We start from the raw sequence: 16,860 nt of genomic DNA, 5'->3' as shown, positions 1-16,860 counted from the left end.
GATGCATTTTTTATAGCTTATTTAAAAGTTTATAGCAGTTAAATACGTTGTATTCTTTAATCACAAAACTTGAATGCAGTGCAACCACACTGTCTATTTTACCAATACGGCGTAATAGAATTTCACTATAGTCATCCATATTACGTGCCACTAATTCCAAAATAAAATCAGCACTCTGCCCCGTTACGAGAAAGGCATTGGTCACTTCTGGAATATCTTCGATTTCTTGTAAGAACTTATCAAAGGTTTCACTGTCGTGTTTGCTCAATGAAACCTGTAACAGAATATGTAAACTAAAACCGAGTTTATTAAAATTAATTTCTCGTTTCAATTGCCCCATTACTTGGGATTCAATCAAGTTCTTAATCCGACGATGCACTGAACTCACCGAAAGATTGATGCGTTCTGATAGTTCATTCAGATTGACATCTTCATGGGTTAAAATTTCAAGAATTTGTTTATCAAAACGATCCAATTCCATTCTACAGTTCTCACTCTGAATTTATGTTTTTATCGGAACTGCTCACTCAGTAATTTTTAAGGGTCAAGGGAAAACATTCGTTTAACTTTTGACAATGCTGCATGGATAACGCAAACATGATTCCGATAAACTTTTGATTTATCTCTGTCTCAAAGCCGAAACAAGACCTTTTGAGCAACTGTTCAACTGATCTCCCAATAGTTGAACAACTCGTTTCGATCCCCATCACACCCTGAAACATAAGATAACAAAGCCTTTTTATAATTATTTCCCTCTTTTCAGTTTTTTTAAAGTAAATTTGGCAATAATTTCTAATATTTTCTGCTTAAAACGAATTTTCTTTTAAAAATTAATTTTATTCATTAATAATTTTTTACTTTATTGGTCATTTTTCTATTTTATTTCCCATAAAAAAGCCCCAATTCAACAATCAGGGCTTTTTAACTCAAAAAATCATTTATAAACCGCGCCAATCGACACGTGCGTTTCGTTCAGTGGCATAAATACGCTGTACATATTGTCCAATCGGCAAATCAGATAAATAATCATGATATTGTTTCAATTCGCCATTAAATTGCTCATTATCATCATTCTCCAATTCCCACGGTGTGCCTTTAATCACCAATAACGGCGCAAGAATAGAACAAACAGCTATATCGGCCAAGCCCAGACGATCACCGACCATATAACGGCCTTGATTATCGATCAAACGCTGGTTGAGATCGGTAATCAACTCCGTCATACGTAGCTTGGACTGCTCCACTTTTTCAGGACTCAGTTTATAGTTGGTCGACACCAGACTTTTTAATATTGGTTTAGAAATCTTTTCAAACTGACGTAAATAACCTTGCTCACCCATCATGATTTCAAGCGGATGATCACCCACTGACAACGCATGTGCCAATGACCAGCGACGAACATGTACACCAAGTTCATCAGTCAATTTGTCGATTTCTAAAGCTTGCTCGCGCAACTGTTCATCCCGTCTAAGCAAAGCATGCTCAGGATAGGTACTATCCAGATATAAAGCGATTTGTGTTGAATCGGCTATCCAATGTTTATCATCTTTCAACATCGGCAATAAGTATTGCCCAGATTTCAGATAGGTAAAAGCACGATGAAAACCAGGAATTAAATTATGTGCCACATAGTCCAATTCCTTATGATCTAACAACCAGCGAGCTTTTTCACAATAGTGAGACAAAGGAAATTGGTATAAAACCCGCATAGACTCTCCAAATTTATTTTTCTACTCAATCAAACCGAAGGTTTTCCTTACTGTAGAAGTAAAAATGAATGAATACAATGTCCTTTTAGCTCGATTTTTCATAATTTCAGCGAGTTTGCTTTATAAATATTCGTGGTGAGATTATTCCTTTATTTCATAGGAAAAGACTTTTCGCATTGATTAATATAGAAACAGAAGCCTTAAATCTATGTTTTTAATAAATATTTAATATCTACTTTTCTGTTATTTTTCTCATAATAAATGCTTAGGAATTATTATGATATACAAGCCATAACTGATGGTTTAGTGGAAAAGTAAAACTTTTGTAAAGTCTCTCTTATCTATTAGAGGTGCTCACATGTCCAGTAATCAATCAGTGATTCAAGCTCAAACACAACTGATTTCAAATGATCAGCAGGCCATCAATGCTGCCTATCAAGTTGCTGACTTTGCATTAGAAGATCGAAATAATCGTGATCAAAATCGGGTTTTGCCCACAGAACAAATTATTCAGTTTAGCCAAAAGGGGCTTGGTGGAATTCGTGTGCCACAACAATATGGCGGTGCTTTTGTCTCGAATAAAACCTTGGCACATGTGTTTCGTATTTTAAGTAAAGCCGATGCCAACGTTGGACAAATCCCACAAAACCAGTTCGGACTATTAAATTTTATTAATATCACAGGTTCAGATGCGCAAAAACAGTTTATTTACGCTGAAATACTCGCAGGAAAACGCCTTGCCAATGGTGGGCCTGAAAAAAATTCTAGAGATACCAAAGCCATCCAAACCACTTTAAGGTTGGAAAATGGTCAATACTTCTTAAACGGGGAAAAATTCTACTCAACTGGAACCAGCTTTGCAGACTGGCTTGCGATTCGAGCACTTCATCCAGATGGTTATATCGTATTGACTCTGGTTGACCGTCATGCCGATGGTGTTGAAGTGATTAATGACTGGAATGGCTTTGGTCAACGTACTACAGCCAGCGGAACAGTTAAACTTCATAACGTCATTGCCGATCCGTCCTTATTTTTTGATGAGCGTATTATTGCAGATACCCCCAACGTTCGCGGTGCGTATTCTCAACTTCTTCAAGTTGCCATTGATGTCGGGATTGCTGAAGCAGCCTTTGATGACACTTTATCCAGCATTCGTAAAGCACGCCCAATTATTGATGCAGGTGTAGAAAAAGCCAGTGAAGAACATTACACCCTACAAGAAGTTGGCAAACTCAATATCTTGCTCGATGCGGCCATATTATTACTCGATGATGCTGCCGAATATCTGGATGAACTGGATCAACTTACAGAAATCTCTGCCGAACAAGCCGCACGTGCGTCTATTTTAGTAGCAGAAGCGAAGATTTATGCCAATGACGCCGCCCTACATATCTCCGAAAAGCTACTCGAACTTGGTGGAAGCCGTGCCAGCCTGAGCCAACATAATCTTGATCAACACTGGCGCAATGCTCGTGTGCATACCCTACATGATCCTGTGCGTTGGAAATTCCATGCCATCGGTGACTATTACCTCAATGGTACCCACCCTGCCCGCCATGCTTGGATTTAAGGAGTACATCATGACCTCATACCAAGAATTACAAGGTTTTGCCAAAACCCATTTAAAAGCGGCTCACATTATTGAAAGCGATGCCGAAGCCCTTGAAATTGCCACGCAACTGAGTCAGCAGTTTAAACAAGCAGCGGTTGAGCGCGATGCCAATCGAAACTTGCCGTTCACTGAAATCGAAGCCTATAGTCAATCAGGTTTATGGGCGATTACTGTTCCAAAACAGTATGGCGGTGCAGAAGTTTCCAGCCTGACTGTTGCCAAAGTGATTGCGCTGTTTAGTGGTGCGGATGGTTCGATTGGACAAATTCCACAAAATCACTTCTATGCACTGGAAGTATTGCGCAATACTGGTACTGAAGCGCAAAAGAAACGTCTTTATCACGAAGTATTACAGGGTGCACGTTTTGGCAATGCCTTAGCTGAATTTAAAACCCGCACTTCTGCACATAAACAAACCACCATAATCCCAAGCGAAAACGGTTATCTGATTCAGGGAGAAAAGTTTTATTGCACGGGTAGCTTGTTTGCACATCGTATTCCTACCCTAGTGGTTGATGAAAAGGGTAATGAGTTTCTGGCTTTAGTACAACGCGACAGTCAAGGCTTAGAACTGATTGATGACTGGTCTGGCTTTGGGCAACGCACCACGGGCAGCGGCACAGTCAAGTTTAATCAGGTCTTCGTTGCCAAAGAAGATGTGATTCCTTTTGATACTGCCTTTAAGCAACAGTCTTTGGTTGGCCCATTTGCTCAAATTATGCATGCTGCGATTGAAGTCGGCATTGCTCGTGCTGCCTTTGAGGAAACACTGGAGCGTGTGCGTGTTGCCCGCCCTTGGATTGATGCCAATATTGATTCCGCCACACAAGACCCTTTAACCCTGTCTGAGCTGGGTCGTATCGCAACCGATGTCAAAGCCAGCGAATTACTCCTCAAACAGGCAGCTCTATCCGTCGATAAAGCAAAACAGGATCTCAATGCAGAGAGCTTAGCTAAAGCCTCAATTGATGTGGCAAAAGTCCGTGCGCATAGTACCGAAACTGCCTTAAAAGCCTCCTCTAAACTGATTGAATTGGCCGGCAGTCGTGGCAGTCAACGTGCTGATGGTCTGGATCGGCATTGGCGTAATGCACGGGTTCATACCCTGCACGATGCTGCACGCTGGAAATATTACTTCATTGGTAATTATGTGTTGAATGACATTCTGCCACCACGTCGGGGGACTTTATAATGAGTCAAAACCTGCCGAAGAAAATTTTACTGAACGCCTTTGATATGAATTGTGTCGGTCATATTAATCATGGCTTATGGACGCATCCGCGTGATCAATCACATCGATTTAATGAACTCAATTATTGGACTGAGTTAGCCCAAACGCTGGAACAAGGTCTTTTTGATGGTTTATTCCTTGCGGATATTACAGGGGTTTATGATGTCTATCAGAATGGGATTGAGCTGACCCTAAAAGAGTCCATTCAACTGCCAAGCCATGATCCTTCTACCCTGATTTCGGCCATGGCCTTGGTCACGCAGAATTTAAGCTTTGGTGTCACGGTCAATCTCAGCTATGAGCAGCCCTATCAATTTGCACGGCGATTTGCCAGTCTGGATCATTTAACCCAAGGTCGTTTGGGCTGGAATATTGTCACAGGCTATCTGGACAGTGCTGAACGCTTAATTGGGCAAAAAGGCTTGAAAGATCATGATGCGCGTTATGATCAGGCCGAGGAGTTTTTACAGCTTTGCTATCAATATTGGGAAGGCTCTTGGGAAAATGACGCCTTAAAGAAAGATAAGCAACAGCGTATTTTTACAGATCCAAATAAAGTCCACTCGATCAATCATCAAGGCCAATATTACCAAAGCCAAGGAGTGTTTCAGGTTGCGCCATCGTTACAGCGTACCCCAACACTCTTCCAAGCAGGTGCATCACCGAAAGGTCTGCAATTTGCCACGCGTCATGCCGAATGTATTTTTATTGGTGGTGATCAACCTGAAAAGATTCGTCAGCAAGTCAATAAAATACGCTTACAAGCAATACAGCAAGGCCGTGATGAAAATGCGATTAAAATCTTTGTCGGCATCACCGTGGTGGTCGCTGAAACACATGAGCTTGCTCAACAAAAACTGGCTGAATATCGCCAATATGCCAGTCCAGAAGCAGGTTTAGCGCATTACGCCAGCTCAGTCGGCATTGATCTTGCCAAGTTTGCAGATGATGAAGCGATTCCTTATCAAAAGAGCAATAGCATTGCCTCCGTCAATGAGAAGTTTAAAGAACAACGTATCAGCAAGAATGACTTAAAAGCGCAACATGTGCTGGGTGGACGTTATCCGCTGATTGTCGGCAGTGGTGCTGAAGTTGCGGAATATCTGATTAAGCTACTCGATCAAACTGGCATTGATGGTTTTAACCTGACTCGTACGGTTGCTCCAGAATCTCATCATGATTTTATTCGACTGGTAATTCCAGAATTACAGCAACGTGGACGTTATAAAACTGAATATGCCACAGGTTCATTACGCAATAAACTGTTTGCCCAAGGGGATCATTTAGCTGCAAGCCATCCTGCCGATCAGTTTCGATGTAGAGCGCAGAACAACACACATGACTTAAAAACAATTGAAGAAATTAGTGCTTAGCATTTAAACATTTAAGAATAGAATTGGAGAAATATATGGCTCAAACAGCCTCTAAAAAATGGTTGGGTATTGGCCTTGTCGTTGTTGTTGCGATTATTGCCTTATTGATTTGGAATAAGCAAAGACAGAACCACAGCAGTGAACTGGTGATTGGGATTAGTCCGTCTTTTGCACATCCGTTACAAGTCGCTGCGGATGAAGCCAAACAGCAAGGTTTAAATGTCAAATTGGTCGAGTTTTCCGATTGGAATACGCCGAACATTACACTAAATCATGGTGATATTGATGCAAATTTTTTCCAGCATCAGCCCTTCCTGGACAATGCCATTAAAGAAACTGGCTTTAAATTAAAATCATTTGCTGCAGGCGCAGCATCACATGTCGGACTGTATTCAAAAAAATATAAAAGCTTTGATGAACTACCAAATGGTGCAACTGTTGCCATTCCAAATGATCCTGTCAATCAAGGGCGTGCTTTATTGCTATTGCAACAAGCCAAGCTGATTGAACTGAAAGACAGCAATAATCACCTTTCTGCATTGAAAGACATTACGGCAAATCCGAAGAACCTGAAATTTACCGAAGTTGAAGGCCCACAAACTGCTCGTGCCATTGATGATGTTGATCTGGCATTTGGCTATCCACATTACCTACGTCTAGCCAAAACAGCTGATCCTGAAAGTGCGTTATTGTTTGATGACAATACCAATAAGCGTTATGCGATTTTATTTGTGGTGCGTGATGACTATCAGGATAAAGACAGCAAACTACAGAAGTTTGTCGAGATTTATCAAAATTCACCGAAAGTCAAAGCGGCATTGGATAGCGATTTTGGTCCAACGTTGTGGTTCCCTGGCTGGAAATAAGGAGAACAATCATGGTGAGTTTTGGTTCACAGGTCGATTTTTCAGTCCCGCATCTGAAAATACGCGGTTTAAATAAGTTTTATGATGTACAGGGCCAACGCTTACATGCCTTAAAAGACATTAATGTGGATATTCCCAAAGCACAGATTGTTGGGATTATCGGGAAAAGCGGTGCCGGTAAATCCTCCCTGCTGCGTACCTTAAATGGTCTGGAGTCGATTGATACAGGCAGTATTTTAATTCATCAGCAAAATATTGCTGAACTCAGCCATGCCGAGTTGATCAAGACTCGGCAGAAAATTGGCATGATTTTTCAGCATTTTAATCTAATGTCTGCAAAAACCGTATGGGAAAATGTGGCTTTACCGCTACGTATTGCGGGTTATGCTAAGGCCGAAATTGAGCAACGGGTCAGTGAAGTACTGACGCTGGTTGGCTTACAGGCAAAGCGAAATGATTACCCTGCTCAACTCTCTGGTGGACAAAAACAACGTGTCGGTATCGCTCGGGCCCTGGTTTCTCAGCCTGAAATCCTGCTCTGTGATGAAGCCACCTCAGCACTGGACCCTGAAAGTACCGCCAATATTCTGTCCTTATTAAAACAGATCAACCGAGACCTCGGTTTAACCATTGTCTTGATCACTCATGAGATGCAAGTCATTCAAGAGATTTGTGATCAGGTGATCGTGATTGATCAAGGTGAGATTATTGAGTCTGGGCAAGTCTGGTCGGTATTTTCCAATCCGCAACAACAGATCACTCAGGAATTACTCAATTTTGAGCAGGTAAATTTACCTTTTGAACTAAGTCAAACCATTCTGCCTGAGAGTACACATCAGATTTTAAAACTGAAATATGTCAGTGAATCACAAGCCGCTCCTGATCTTTATGAATTGCTGAATGGCTTTAATCGACCTGTTCAAATCTATCACAGTCAGATAGATAGCATTCAGCAGCGTACCATCGGCTCACTGATCATCGGGATTCGCAATCTCGACTTTGATCTCAACCACTCACAATTTGAAAAACATCCTGCAATAACACAACTTGAGGTGATCGGTTATGTACAATCAACTCATTGATCTATTACTCACAGGTACGACCGATACTTTAATCATGGTCGGTGTCTCTGCGATTCTGGCCTTTTTGATTGGTCTGCCGATTGCTTTAATTCTAGTGAGTACTGCTGATTTTGGGATTTATCCTTCAAAGAAAATCAATCAGCCTTTGGGCTGGATCATTAACATCACTCGCTCCGTGCCCTTTCTGATTTTAATGGTGGCATTGATTCCATTTACCCGTTGGATCGTTGGCACCAGCTATGGCGTATTGGCTGCGATTGTGCCCTTAACCATCGCCGCTATTCCGTTCTTTGCCCGTATTGCCGAAGTCAGCCTGCGTGAAGTGGATCAAGGTCTGATTGAAGCAGCACAAGCAATGGGCTGTAACCGCAAGCAGATTCTTTGGCATGTATTGCTTCCTGAAGCTTTACCAGGGATTGTTGCAGGCTTTACCGTGACCATTGTCACCATGATCAGTTCCTCTGCTATTGCCGGTGCCATTGGTGCAGGTGGTTTGGGCGATATTGCTTATCGTTACGGCTATCAACGTTTTGATATGCAAGTGATGCTGGCGGTAATTTTAGTGCTGATTGTTTTGGTGATGTTGGTACAAGTCACAGGCGATAATATTGCCAAACAACTGGATAAACGCAAAGTTTAAGTCCGAAATAAAAATCCGCACGCGCCATGACCTGACTTTGTCATGGCTTTCATGTAAAATCAGCAGCAATTTTTAAATAACACATTTGTGAGTGGTTTCATGGGTTTTAATTGCGGTATTGTTGGTCTGCCAAACGTAGGTAAATCTACATTGTTTAATGCATTAACAAAGGCAGCGATTGCAGCTGAAAACTTTCCGTTTTGTACCATTGAACCGAATACAGGTATTGTCCCTGTTCCAGATCCACGCCTAGACAAACTTACAGCAATTGTTAAACCGCAACGTGTTATTCCGACTACGATGGAATTTGTTGATATCGCAGGTTTGGTTGCTGGTGCATCAAAAGGTGAAGGTTTGGGTAACCAATTCCTTGCCAATATCCGTGAAACGGATGCAATTGCACACGTGGTTCGTTGTTTCGAAGATGAAAACGTGATTCACGTAAATGGTAAAATTGATCCTTTAGATGATATCGCGACCATCAACACTGAACTTGCACTTGCTGACCTTGATACCGTTGCCAAAGCATTGTTACGTTTGACTAAAGCGGCGAAAGGTGGCGATAAAGAAGCACTTGCAACTAAAGCTGTATTAGAAAAAATCCAACCTTTACTTGATGAAGGTAAACCAGCACGTGCCGCTGACCTTTCTGATGACGAACGTAAAGCAGTTCGCGGTTTTGGTTTAATGACACTTAAACCAACCATGTATATTGCCAACGTTGCAGAAGATGGTTTTGAAAATAACCCACATCTTGAAGCGGTTAAAAAACTTGCTGCTGAAGAAAATGCGATTGTTGTACCCCTTTGCAACCAGATCGAAGCTGAGATTTCATTATTAGAAGATGAAGACCGTGCTGAATTCTTGGAAGCGATGGGCATGGAAGAACCAGGCTTAAACGTTGTGATTCGTGCAGGTTATAGCTTACTTGGCTTACAAACTTACTTCACTGCAGGTGTACAAGAAGTTCGTGCTTGGACAGTTAAAGTCGGTGCGACTGCGCCGCAAGCGGCTGGTGTGATTCATACTGACTTCGAAAAAGGCTTTATCCGTGCTGAATGTGTTGCTTATGATGACTTCATTCAATACAACGGTGAAAGTGGTGCCAAAGAAGCTGGTAAATGGCGTTTAGAAGGTAAAACTTATGTCGTTCAAGATGGCGACGTATTGCACTTCCGTTTTAACGTCTAAGTCAGTTTTTTGATTTCCAAACCGCCAATAAGGATCTTATTGGCGGTTTTTTATTATCAAGAATTTAATCTTTTAAAATGGCTTACGAAACTGTTTGTGGTTTCATATCCATTTCAGCACGTTTCATTTGTGCCTCTTTTAAAATGCGCTGATGTAACGGCTTACGGAATCCGAGTAAAAAGACAAACTCAGCCAATACAAATAATGGTCCAATCGCTAGACCAATCACATCATCGACAAAGGCTGGTTTTTTCTTCTCGAAATAATGCCCCACGAACTGAAACACCCAGCCCACCACAAAAATACCGATACTGATCCCTAACCAACTCCACATTGGTAAAGCCGCAATTTTCACAGCCAGTGGATATACCAAGGCCAATAAAGCCAGCATCAAAAGACCAAATAGCTTATCGAGTGAAAGATAATAGATTGTACTTAATACAATTAGCACCGATGCCAATGTGACTGAAACACTGGAAATTTCTATACCCGCACGTGCGGTTAAACATAGAATAGAAAAAACAATTAGAGGAATCCCCACAAAATGGGTCACAATATTATTTCGATCTAAGTGATAAGCCGCATATTGGCTGAGTAGACGTTCCAAATTTGTCATTTCTCATTCCTCATCTCATGTGTTTATACTGTTAATCTATAAGAAATATTGCAGCAAAGTTGTCATGTAGCTGACAAATGGACTTATTTATTAAGGGAACAACCGTGTTAGATCACATTTATATTCAACATTTACAGCAAAATTCATGGTTTAGTCATCTGGCAGAGCCCTTTCAAAATTTTATTATTGAGTATGGCAAGAAACAGATCGTTGAAAAAAATGCAGCCGTTTTTAGTGCACAAGATAAGTTTGATGGTGTTTATGGGGTACTAGAAGGCTCAATCAGCTTGGGTTATATCGATGTCAATGGCAATGAAGCGATTGCTGCTATTGCAGAACCGATCATGTGGTTCGGTGAAATTTCCCTGATTGACCAGCAGCCCCGTTCGCATGATGCGATCGCCCTGAAAAAAAGTGTCGTCTTAAAAATCCCCGCACAGCCACTGAATGATTTTTTGCTTAAAAATCCGTATTACTGGTATTACTTCGCCTTGCTGACCAGCCAAAAATTACGCTATGTGTTTTTAGAGCAAATCGCAATTCAAACCCAAAGCATTAGCCAACGTCTGGCACAACGCTTACTGTTTATTTTAGAAGGCTATGGTAACCGCGCTCAGATTCAGGATTTTAGTATCCAAATCTCTCAAGACCAATTGGCCAATATGCTGACAATCTCCCGACAGACTGTAAATCAGGAACTCAATTTATTTGAAAAACAGGGCATCATTCGTCTCGGTTTTAAAAAAATTGAAGTAATTGATATAGTTCGACTGAGACAATTAGCAGCAGTGGGATATATAAAAGAGCACTAGCAGCATGTGATTTGTATTATTTTTAAACAGACCTGTGAGCTAAATTGGTCAATATCGCGTCAATCTTAAAGCTAAATTAAAAGAAAAAATCTCACTATAAAATGATACTTACAAATTAAAATATGTCACAAAATTATTGTGCTTTTTCCTTATAAACTCATCTAAATTAAGGCTAAGCACTATCGCTTACTAAAATGTAGAATACAATCATGAGAAAAATCGCAACTATTCTAACAGCAGGCTTATTTACAGTATTAAGTGCTAGCGCATTTGCCTGCCCGAAAGGAACTCAAATCCAAGGTGGTACAGGACCAAATCATAAAGGTGGAAAATGTGTTGCAACTGGTGTTGTGAAAACCAAAAAAGAAACAACTAAAGCAACCACTACAGCGAAACAAGAAGCGGTTAAGACCAAAGATACAACCAAGCATGAAGCGATGAAGGCTACGACAGATACTAAAAAAGCAGCGAGTACCACAACAACTCAAGTGAAACAAGATGCAGCTAAAACCGTTAAAACCCATTAAGTTTTAGCAATAGCTTTAACCACTAAAAAGCGAGATTATTGATCTCGCTTTTTTTTATTCTCATTTTGGCGAGGTATTCCCCAAGGCAGGATTATCAATCGCATCTTTACATTGCGCTTTATCACGTTCGTAATCAGCCTGTTTTTGTGCTGACCCATTGCCATTATCTTTTACATCACGCGCCCATGTATCCAGACTGGTCAGTGCTTTACGGCAAAGTGCATATTTTCCTTCGGTTACCGAGTCAGTCATTTTAACGTTGATTCGCCAATCGGTACTGAGCTGACGCAAAGGTTTTCTGACTTTTTCTTCAATATCGGCAGTCTGTTTATTGTAAACAATCGAATCGATGTTATTCATCAACGTCCATGCCGCATTGGCATAGGTTGTTGCATCATTATTCAGTTTCGGCGCAGGTTTGATTTCGACCTTTTCTTTTGGTTCAGTACTTGAGTTTCCACAAGCAGCCAATAAAAAAGTACTGCATATCACAATTGCAGCTACACGAAAGTTTGGATTAGACATATCAAATTGCCGATGAAACATTTGGCCATTATGCTAGTCAATTTGGGAATAATTCTCAATGCTTGTTACTTATTTACTCAGCAGTATACCTTTTATTCTAAACAATTGATTTTATATTCTTGTTCAGCATAAAGTCAGACTTACTCATATATAAAAAAATAAAACTTCAAGAAGGAAGAAAACCAGCATGTCACACATCAAGATTTATGCCTTGCAGTCCACGATTGAGCAGTTTAGACCTCAACTTTCACATGCAATCCATCAGGCTTTGGTTGAAAGCTTAAATTATCCTATGGAAAAGAAATTTCAGCGTTTTATTGCTTTAGCTAAAGAAAACTTTATTTATCCCAGTGATCGTAGTCAGTACTACCTTATTATCGAAATTTCGATGTTTGAAGGTAGAAGCATCGAAGCAAAAAAAAGCTTGATCCAAAGCATTTTCAGCAATATTGAGCAACAATGCGGGATTTCACCCCAAGACATTGAAATCACAATTTTTGAAACACCAAAATGCAATTGGGGAATCCGTGGTCAAAATGCGGATGAATTACAGCTCAATTATCAGGTCAATGTTTAAACAGACAAATACCCTCCTAAGTGCTATTTTTTTGTCTAACAAAAACCATGTTTTTTTGTGATATACGGGCTTAATTCAGCACAAAGTTCTGCTATGCTTAAACACAAATTACTCAGGATAGGATCATTCGCATGAGCGTCACTCTTGGAACTCCACTTCAATCTTCTGCATTTAAGGTTTTACTGTTAGGTTCTGGAGAGCTTGGTAAAGAAGTTGTGATTTCTTTGCAGCGCTTAGGTGTAGAAGTTCATGCTGCAGATCGTTATGATCATGCACCTGCCATGCAAGTTGCACATTATGCCTACACCCTGAATATGGCAGATCCAACCGAATTAAAACAATTAATTGAAAACATAAAACCGAATTTGATCGTTCCCGAAATTGAAGCGATTGCTACTGAAGTTTTAATTGAAATTGAACAAAGCCAAACTGCAACGGTAATTCCATCGGCTAAAGCAGTCAATCTCACCATGAATCGTGAAGGGATTCGCCGTTTAGCTGCTGAAGAACTTGGCTTACCTACCTCTGCTTATCGCTTCGCGAATACACTGGAAAGCTTCCGCGCAGCCTGTGATGACATTGGTTATCCAAACTTTGTAAAACCCGTGATGTCTTCTTCAGGTAAAGGCCAATCTCGCGTTAAGAGTTTTGATGAGGTGGATGCGGCCTGGGACTACGCAATGCAAGGTGGTCGGGTTAATCAAGGTACAGTAATTATTGAGTCACAGATTGATTTTGATTTTGAAATTACTCTGCTCACAGTCCGCGCCAAAAATCCAGAAACAGGTGAAATCGAAACACATTTTTGTGATCCGATCGGACACCGTCAAGATGCTGGTGACTATGTCGAGAGCTGGCAGCCCCAAGCCATGACGCCTGTTGCGTTACAAGAATCAAAACGGATTGCAAATAAGGTCACAGTTGCGTTAGGTGGTTGTGGTATCTTCGGGGTAGAACTGTTTATCAAAGGCGATAAAGTCTGGTTTAGCGAAGTCTCGCCACGCCCACATGATACGGGTTTAGTGACTTTAGCTTCGCAGTTCCAAAGTGAATTTGAATTGCATGCACGTGCAATTCTCGGTCTGCCTGTCAATACAGCACGCCATAGTGTGGCTGCAAGTGCAGTGATTTATGCAGGTGTAGATGCCAAGAACCTGAGTTTCACTGGCTTGAATCTTGCATTAGCCAATCCCAACACTGATCTACGTCTATTTGGTAAACCTGAAGGCTTTAAACGCCGCCGTATGGGTGTCGCAACAGCTCGTGCTGAAACAACCGATCTTGCACGTGAATTAGCACAGCATGCCGCAGACCAAGTGAGTGTACAAACCAACGCTTAAGATGACCTTAGGTTATTATCATCACAACTTCCCCTCTTTTTTAGAGGGGCTTTGATAGAAGACTCAGCTTTATGATCAAGACCTCTCCTTTGTTGAACTACGTCACCAGTCTTCATGATATTCAAGCGATTAACCAATGGCGTACGGATGTAGAAAAGCAATTACAGGAGAGTTATGAAAATGGACAACCCATTCGTGATGTGATTGGTGCGCGTTCAGATTCGATTGATGAAGCCTTGATCTTCCTTTGGAACCACGCAGGCCTAGATCAAACTGAATTGGGTTTATTTGCAGTCGGTGGCTATGGCCGCCATGAGATGCTGCCTTATTCTGATACCGATATCATGATTTTATCTGAGGATGAAATCAGTGAAGAACAAGAAAAACTGATCTCGACCTTTATTTCATCGTTATGGGATGTCGGTAATTTCAAACCCGGCATCAGCGTCCGTACCATTCAGAACTGTGTCGAACAAGCCATTAATGACTTAACTGTTGCCACCACCTTGATTGAAGCCCGTCTCATTACAGGCAATCAACAATTAGCCAAATGGCCACGCCGTATTGTTGCGCAAACATGGACGGATCAAACCTTCTATGATGCCAAAATGGCAGAACAAGCCAAACGCTATGCACAACACAATAATACTGAGAGTAATTTAGAGCCTGATATCAAAAATGCACCGGGTGGTATTCGCGATATCAACCAAATCGGCTGGATCGCCAAACGTCATTTCCGTGTCAATCGCATCTATGATTTAGTCCATTTAGGCTTTATTACTGAGTTTGAATTGGGTGTACTGGAAGAAGCGGAAAGTTTCTTATGGGAAATTCGTACCCACTTACACCGTTTAGCCAAACGCGATGAAAATCGTCTGTTGTTTGAATATCAACGTGATATCGCAGCAAAGTTTGGCTATGTACGTGAAGAAGGTCAGCCTGTTAATTTTGCCGTTGAACAGTTCATGAAGCGCTACTATCGTACTGCGCAGCAAGTTTCAACGCTGAATGAAATGCTACTCGCCTATTTCAATGAATCGGTGATTACCCCGCGTCTGCCTGATTATGAACGTCATATCATCGACATCAATGAGCGTTTTAAAATTGTCGATGGCAAATTGGCTGTTCAGCATCACAAAGTCTTTTCAGAAGAACCAATTGCCATCTTAGAATTGTTCTATCTGTTGGCTAACCGTCCTGAAATTACCGGGATTCGCGCCCGTACCTTGCGTCTGCTTGTGCTTGCAGCCAAACGGATTGACCAGCGCTTCCGTAATAATCCAGAACATCAAGCTTTGTTTATGTCGATTATTCGCTCACCTCATTTATATGACACCATGGTAGCGATGAAGCGTTATGGCGTATTGGGCAATTACATTCCTGCTTTTGGGCAAATTACTGGATTAATGCAATACGACCTATTCCATATTTATACGGTCGATGCACATACGCTCCTATTACTGCGTAATTTAAGTCGCTTTAAAGAACCCGAATTTGCCAAAGAATTTCCTGTGGTTAGCTCTGTGTTTCAGCGTATCTCTCGCCATGACATCGTCTATATGGCCGCGATTTTCCATGACATTGCCAAAGGTCGTGGTGGTGATCACAGTGAACTGGGGGCATTAGATGCAATTGAATTCTGTCGTACCCATGGATTTACCGAACGTGAATGCAAACTGGTTGCATGGCTGATTAACAATCACCTGCTAATGTCCCTTACCGCACAGAAAAAAGATATTTCCGACCCAGATGAAGTCAGAGACTTTGCTGAAAAAGTCGGGGACATGGAGCATCTTGATTATCTCTATGCCCTGACGGTGGCCGATATTAACGCGACCAATCCAAAACTTTGGAATACATGGCGTGCATCACTCATGCGTCAGCTGTATACGTATGCACGTGATGTGATTCGTTCAGGCTTGGGCCGTCCAGTTGATTATCAAATGCTGATTGAAGATACCAAATTTGCTGCAAGTGAACTCTTGGTCAATGACTTCTCTCTGGCTGAAGTAGAGAAAGTCTGGCAAGAACTAGGCGATGAATACTTTGTCAAAGAATCCGCCAATGAAATTGCATGGCATACCCAAGCGATTTTACAACACGGCGATAATCCAGAACCTTTGGTATTATTACGTGCACATCGTAATGCGGCCGATGATGCGGTTCAGATCTTTATCTATACCCGTGATCAACCAAACTTGTTTGCCACCACGGTTGCGGTACTGGATCGTATGAACCTTGATGTTCAGGATGCACGCATTATCACTGCTTCAACCTCATTCAGCTTAGATACCTACCTGGTGCTTGACCGTTTTGGTACTTTACTAACTGACCCAGATCGCGAACGCAAAGTGAAAGCCGCTTTGGTTGATGCATTAAGCCATTCGGATCAATATCCAGGGATCATGCAACGCCGTATCCCCCGTCATTTGCGTCATTTTGATGTGCAAAATACCGTGGATATTGTCTTGAACCCGACGTTACAGCAACACATGGTTGAAATTTCGACCCTTGACCATCCGGGCCTACTGGCACGTATCGGTGGTTTATTCATGTTGCAAGGTTTGGATATCCATTCTGCAAGAATTGCCACACTGGGTGAACGTGCGGAAGATATTTTCTTTGTCACCAAGAAAAATGGTGTCTTGCTCAGCGATGAAGAAGTGAAAACTTTTGCGGAAAGCTTAAAAGCCGCTTTAGATGAAGCCTCGAATCAAATTTGTAATCCATCTTAAATTTTATTGTTTGGTAACTGTTTA

The 16,860-nt window shown here is 41.4% G+C and carries 16 protein-coding genes; 12 read left to right on the top strand and 4 right to left on the bottom strand.

The genetic code is table 11. The features are described 5' to 3' along the window. Window positions 1–10 precede the first annotated feature (10 nt). The gene (locus tag F895_RS10460) at window positions 11–481 is read right to left on the bottom strand and encodes an Lrp/AsnC family transcriptional regulator (RefSeq protein ID WP_004661600.1); all 471 of its coding nucleotides are present in this window, start codon (window positions 479–481) and stop codon (window positions 11–13) included. Window positions 482–938: 457 nt separating this feature from the next. Then, window positions 939–1,709, bottom strand: a complete 771-nt coding sequence (locus F895_RS10465) for a glutathione S-transferase family protein (RefSeq protein ID WP_005240988.1) — start codon at window positions 1,707–1,709, stop codon at window positions 939–941. A gap of 358 nt (window positions 1,710–2,067) precedes the next feature. Between F895_RS10465 and F895_RS10470 the strand changes: the two genes are divergently transcribed. The 7 genes from F895_RS10470 to ychF all read left to right on the top strand — a co-directional run bounded on the left by F895_RS10470 (window position 2,068) and on the right by ychF (window position 9,704). After that, window positions 2,068–3,279: an SfnB family sulfur acquisition oxidoreductase gene (locus tag F895_RS10470; RefSeq protein ID WP_005240986.1), complete on the top strand. Its 1,212-nt coding sequence runs from the start codon at window positions 2,068–2,070 to the stop codon at window positions 3,277–3,279. Window positions 3,280–3,289: 10 nt separating this feature from the next. Continuing rightward, the gene (locus F895_RS10475; RefSeq protein WP_005240984.1) at window positions 3,290–4,513 is read left to right on the top strand and encodes an SfnB family sulfur acquisition oxidoreductase; all 1,224 of its coding nucleotides are present in this window, start codon (window positions 3,290–3,292) and stop codon (window positions 4,511–4,513) included. After that, window positions 4,513–5,925, top strand: a complete 1,413-nt coding sequence (locus tag F895_RS10480; RefSeq protein ID WP_005240982.1) for an LLM class flavin-dependent oxidoreductase — start codon at window positions 4,513–4,515, stop codon at window positions 5,923–5,925. Before F895_RS10475 ends, F895_RS10480 begins: the two co-directional genes overlap by 1 nt. Window positions 5,926–5,960: 35 nt before the next feature. Next, a complete protein-coding gene (locus F895_RS10485; protein WP_005240980.1) occupies window positions 5,961–6,791 on the top strand; it encodes a MetQ/NlpA family ABC transporter substrate-binding protein in 831 nt (276 codons plus the stop codon). Between the two features lie 11 nt (window positions 6,792–6,802). Beyond that, window positions 6,803–7,873, top strand: coding sequence for a methionine ABC transporter ATP-binding protein (locus tag F895_RS10490; RefSeq protein ID WP_005240978.1), 1,071 nt, complete (start codon window positions 6,803–6,805; stop codon window positions 7,871–7,873). After that, a complete protein-coding gene (locus F895_RS10495) occupies window positions 7,854–8,513 on the top strand; it encodes a methionine ABC transporter permease (RefSeq protein WP_005240976.1) in 660 nt (219 codons plus the stop codon). The genes F895_RS10490 and F895_RS10495 overlap by 20 nt, the downstream gene beginning before the upstream one ends. A 99-nt stretch (window positions 8,514–8,612) precedes the next feature. Next, window positions 8,613–9,704, top strand: coding sequence for a redox-regulated ATPase YchF (gene ychF / locus F895_RS10500; RefSeq protein ID WP_004653068.1), 1,092 nt, complete (start codon window positions 8,613–8,615; stop codon window positions 9,702–9,704). 82 nt (window positions 9,705–9,786) lie between these two features. Here the strand turns inward: ychF and F895_RS10505 are convergent, their stop codons facing one another. Continuing rightward, window positions 9,787–10,320 carry an Mpo1 family 2-hydroxy fatty acid dioxygenase gene (locus tag F895_RS10505; RefSeq protein ID WP_005240974.1) on the bottom strand — a complete coding sequence of 178 codons (534 nt, stop codon included), beginning with the start codon at window positions 10,318–10,320 and terminating at the stop codon, window positions 9,787–9,789. Between the two features lie 104 nt (window positions 10,321–10,424). Here F895_RS10505 and F895_RS10510 point away from each other — a divergent pair, with 104 nt between their 5' ends. Further along, complete coding sequence (locus tag F895_RS10510) at window positions 10,425–11,132, top strand: Crp/Fnr family transcriptional regulator (protein WP_026040201.1); 708 nt, start codon at window positions 10,425–10,427, stop codon at window positions 11,130–11,132. Window positions 11,133–11,341: 209 nt separating this feature from the next. Then, entirely contained in the window at window positions 11,342–11,659 is a 318-nt protein-coding gene (locus tag F895_RS10515; RefSeq protein ID WP_005240970.1) for a hypothetical protein, read from the top strand. A gap of 60 nt (window positions 11,660–11,719) precedes the next feature. Here the strand turns inward: F895_RS10515 and F895_RS10520 are convergent, their stop codons facing one another. Continuing rightward, a complete protein-coding gene (locus F895_RS10520) occupies window positions 11,720–12,184 on the bottom strand; it encodes a hypothetical protein (RefSeq protein WP_026040200.1) in 465 nt (154 codons plus the stop codon). Between the two features lie 187 nt (window positions 12,185–12,371). Here F895_RS10520 and F895_RS10525 point away from each other — a divergent pair, with 187 nt between their 5' ends. From F895_RS10525 to glnD, 3 genes are all read left to right on the top strand, one after another. Then, the gene (locus tag F895_RS10525) at window positions 12,372–12,761 is read left to right on the top strand and encodes a tautomerase family protein (RefSeq protein ID WP_005240967.1); all 390 of its coding nucleotides are present in this window, start codon (window positions 12,372–12,374) and stop codon (window positions 12,759–12,761) included. A 122-nt stretch (window positions 12,762–12,883) separates the two neighbouring features. After that, the gene (gene purT / locus F895_RS10530; protein ID WP_171057878.1) at window positions 12,884–14,101 is read left to right on the top strand and encodes a formate-dependent phosphoribosylglycinamide formyltransferase; all 1,218 of its coding nucleotides are present in this window, start codon (window positions 12,884–12,886) and stop codon (window positions 14,099–14,101) included. A 71-nt stretch (window positions 14,102–14,172) separates the two neighbouring features. Continuing rightward, on the top strand, window positions 14,173–16,836 hold the full coding sequence (glnD, locus tag F895_RS10535; protein ID WP_005240963.1) for a [protein-PII] uridylyltransferase: 2,664 nt from the start codon (window positions 14,173–14,175) through the stop codon (window positions 16,834–16,836). Window positions 16,837–16,860 lie beyond the last annotated feature (24 nt).

Source organism: Acinetobacter sp. CIP 64.2, from assembly GCF_000369645.1.
Classification (GTDB): domain Bacteria; phylum Pseudomonadota; class Gammaproteobacteria; order Pseudomonadales; family Moraxellaceae; genus Acinetobacter.
Note: the sequence above shows the minus strand (reverse complement) of the source record. Positions and strands in the feature narration are given on the sequence as shown.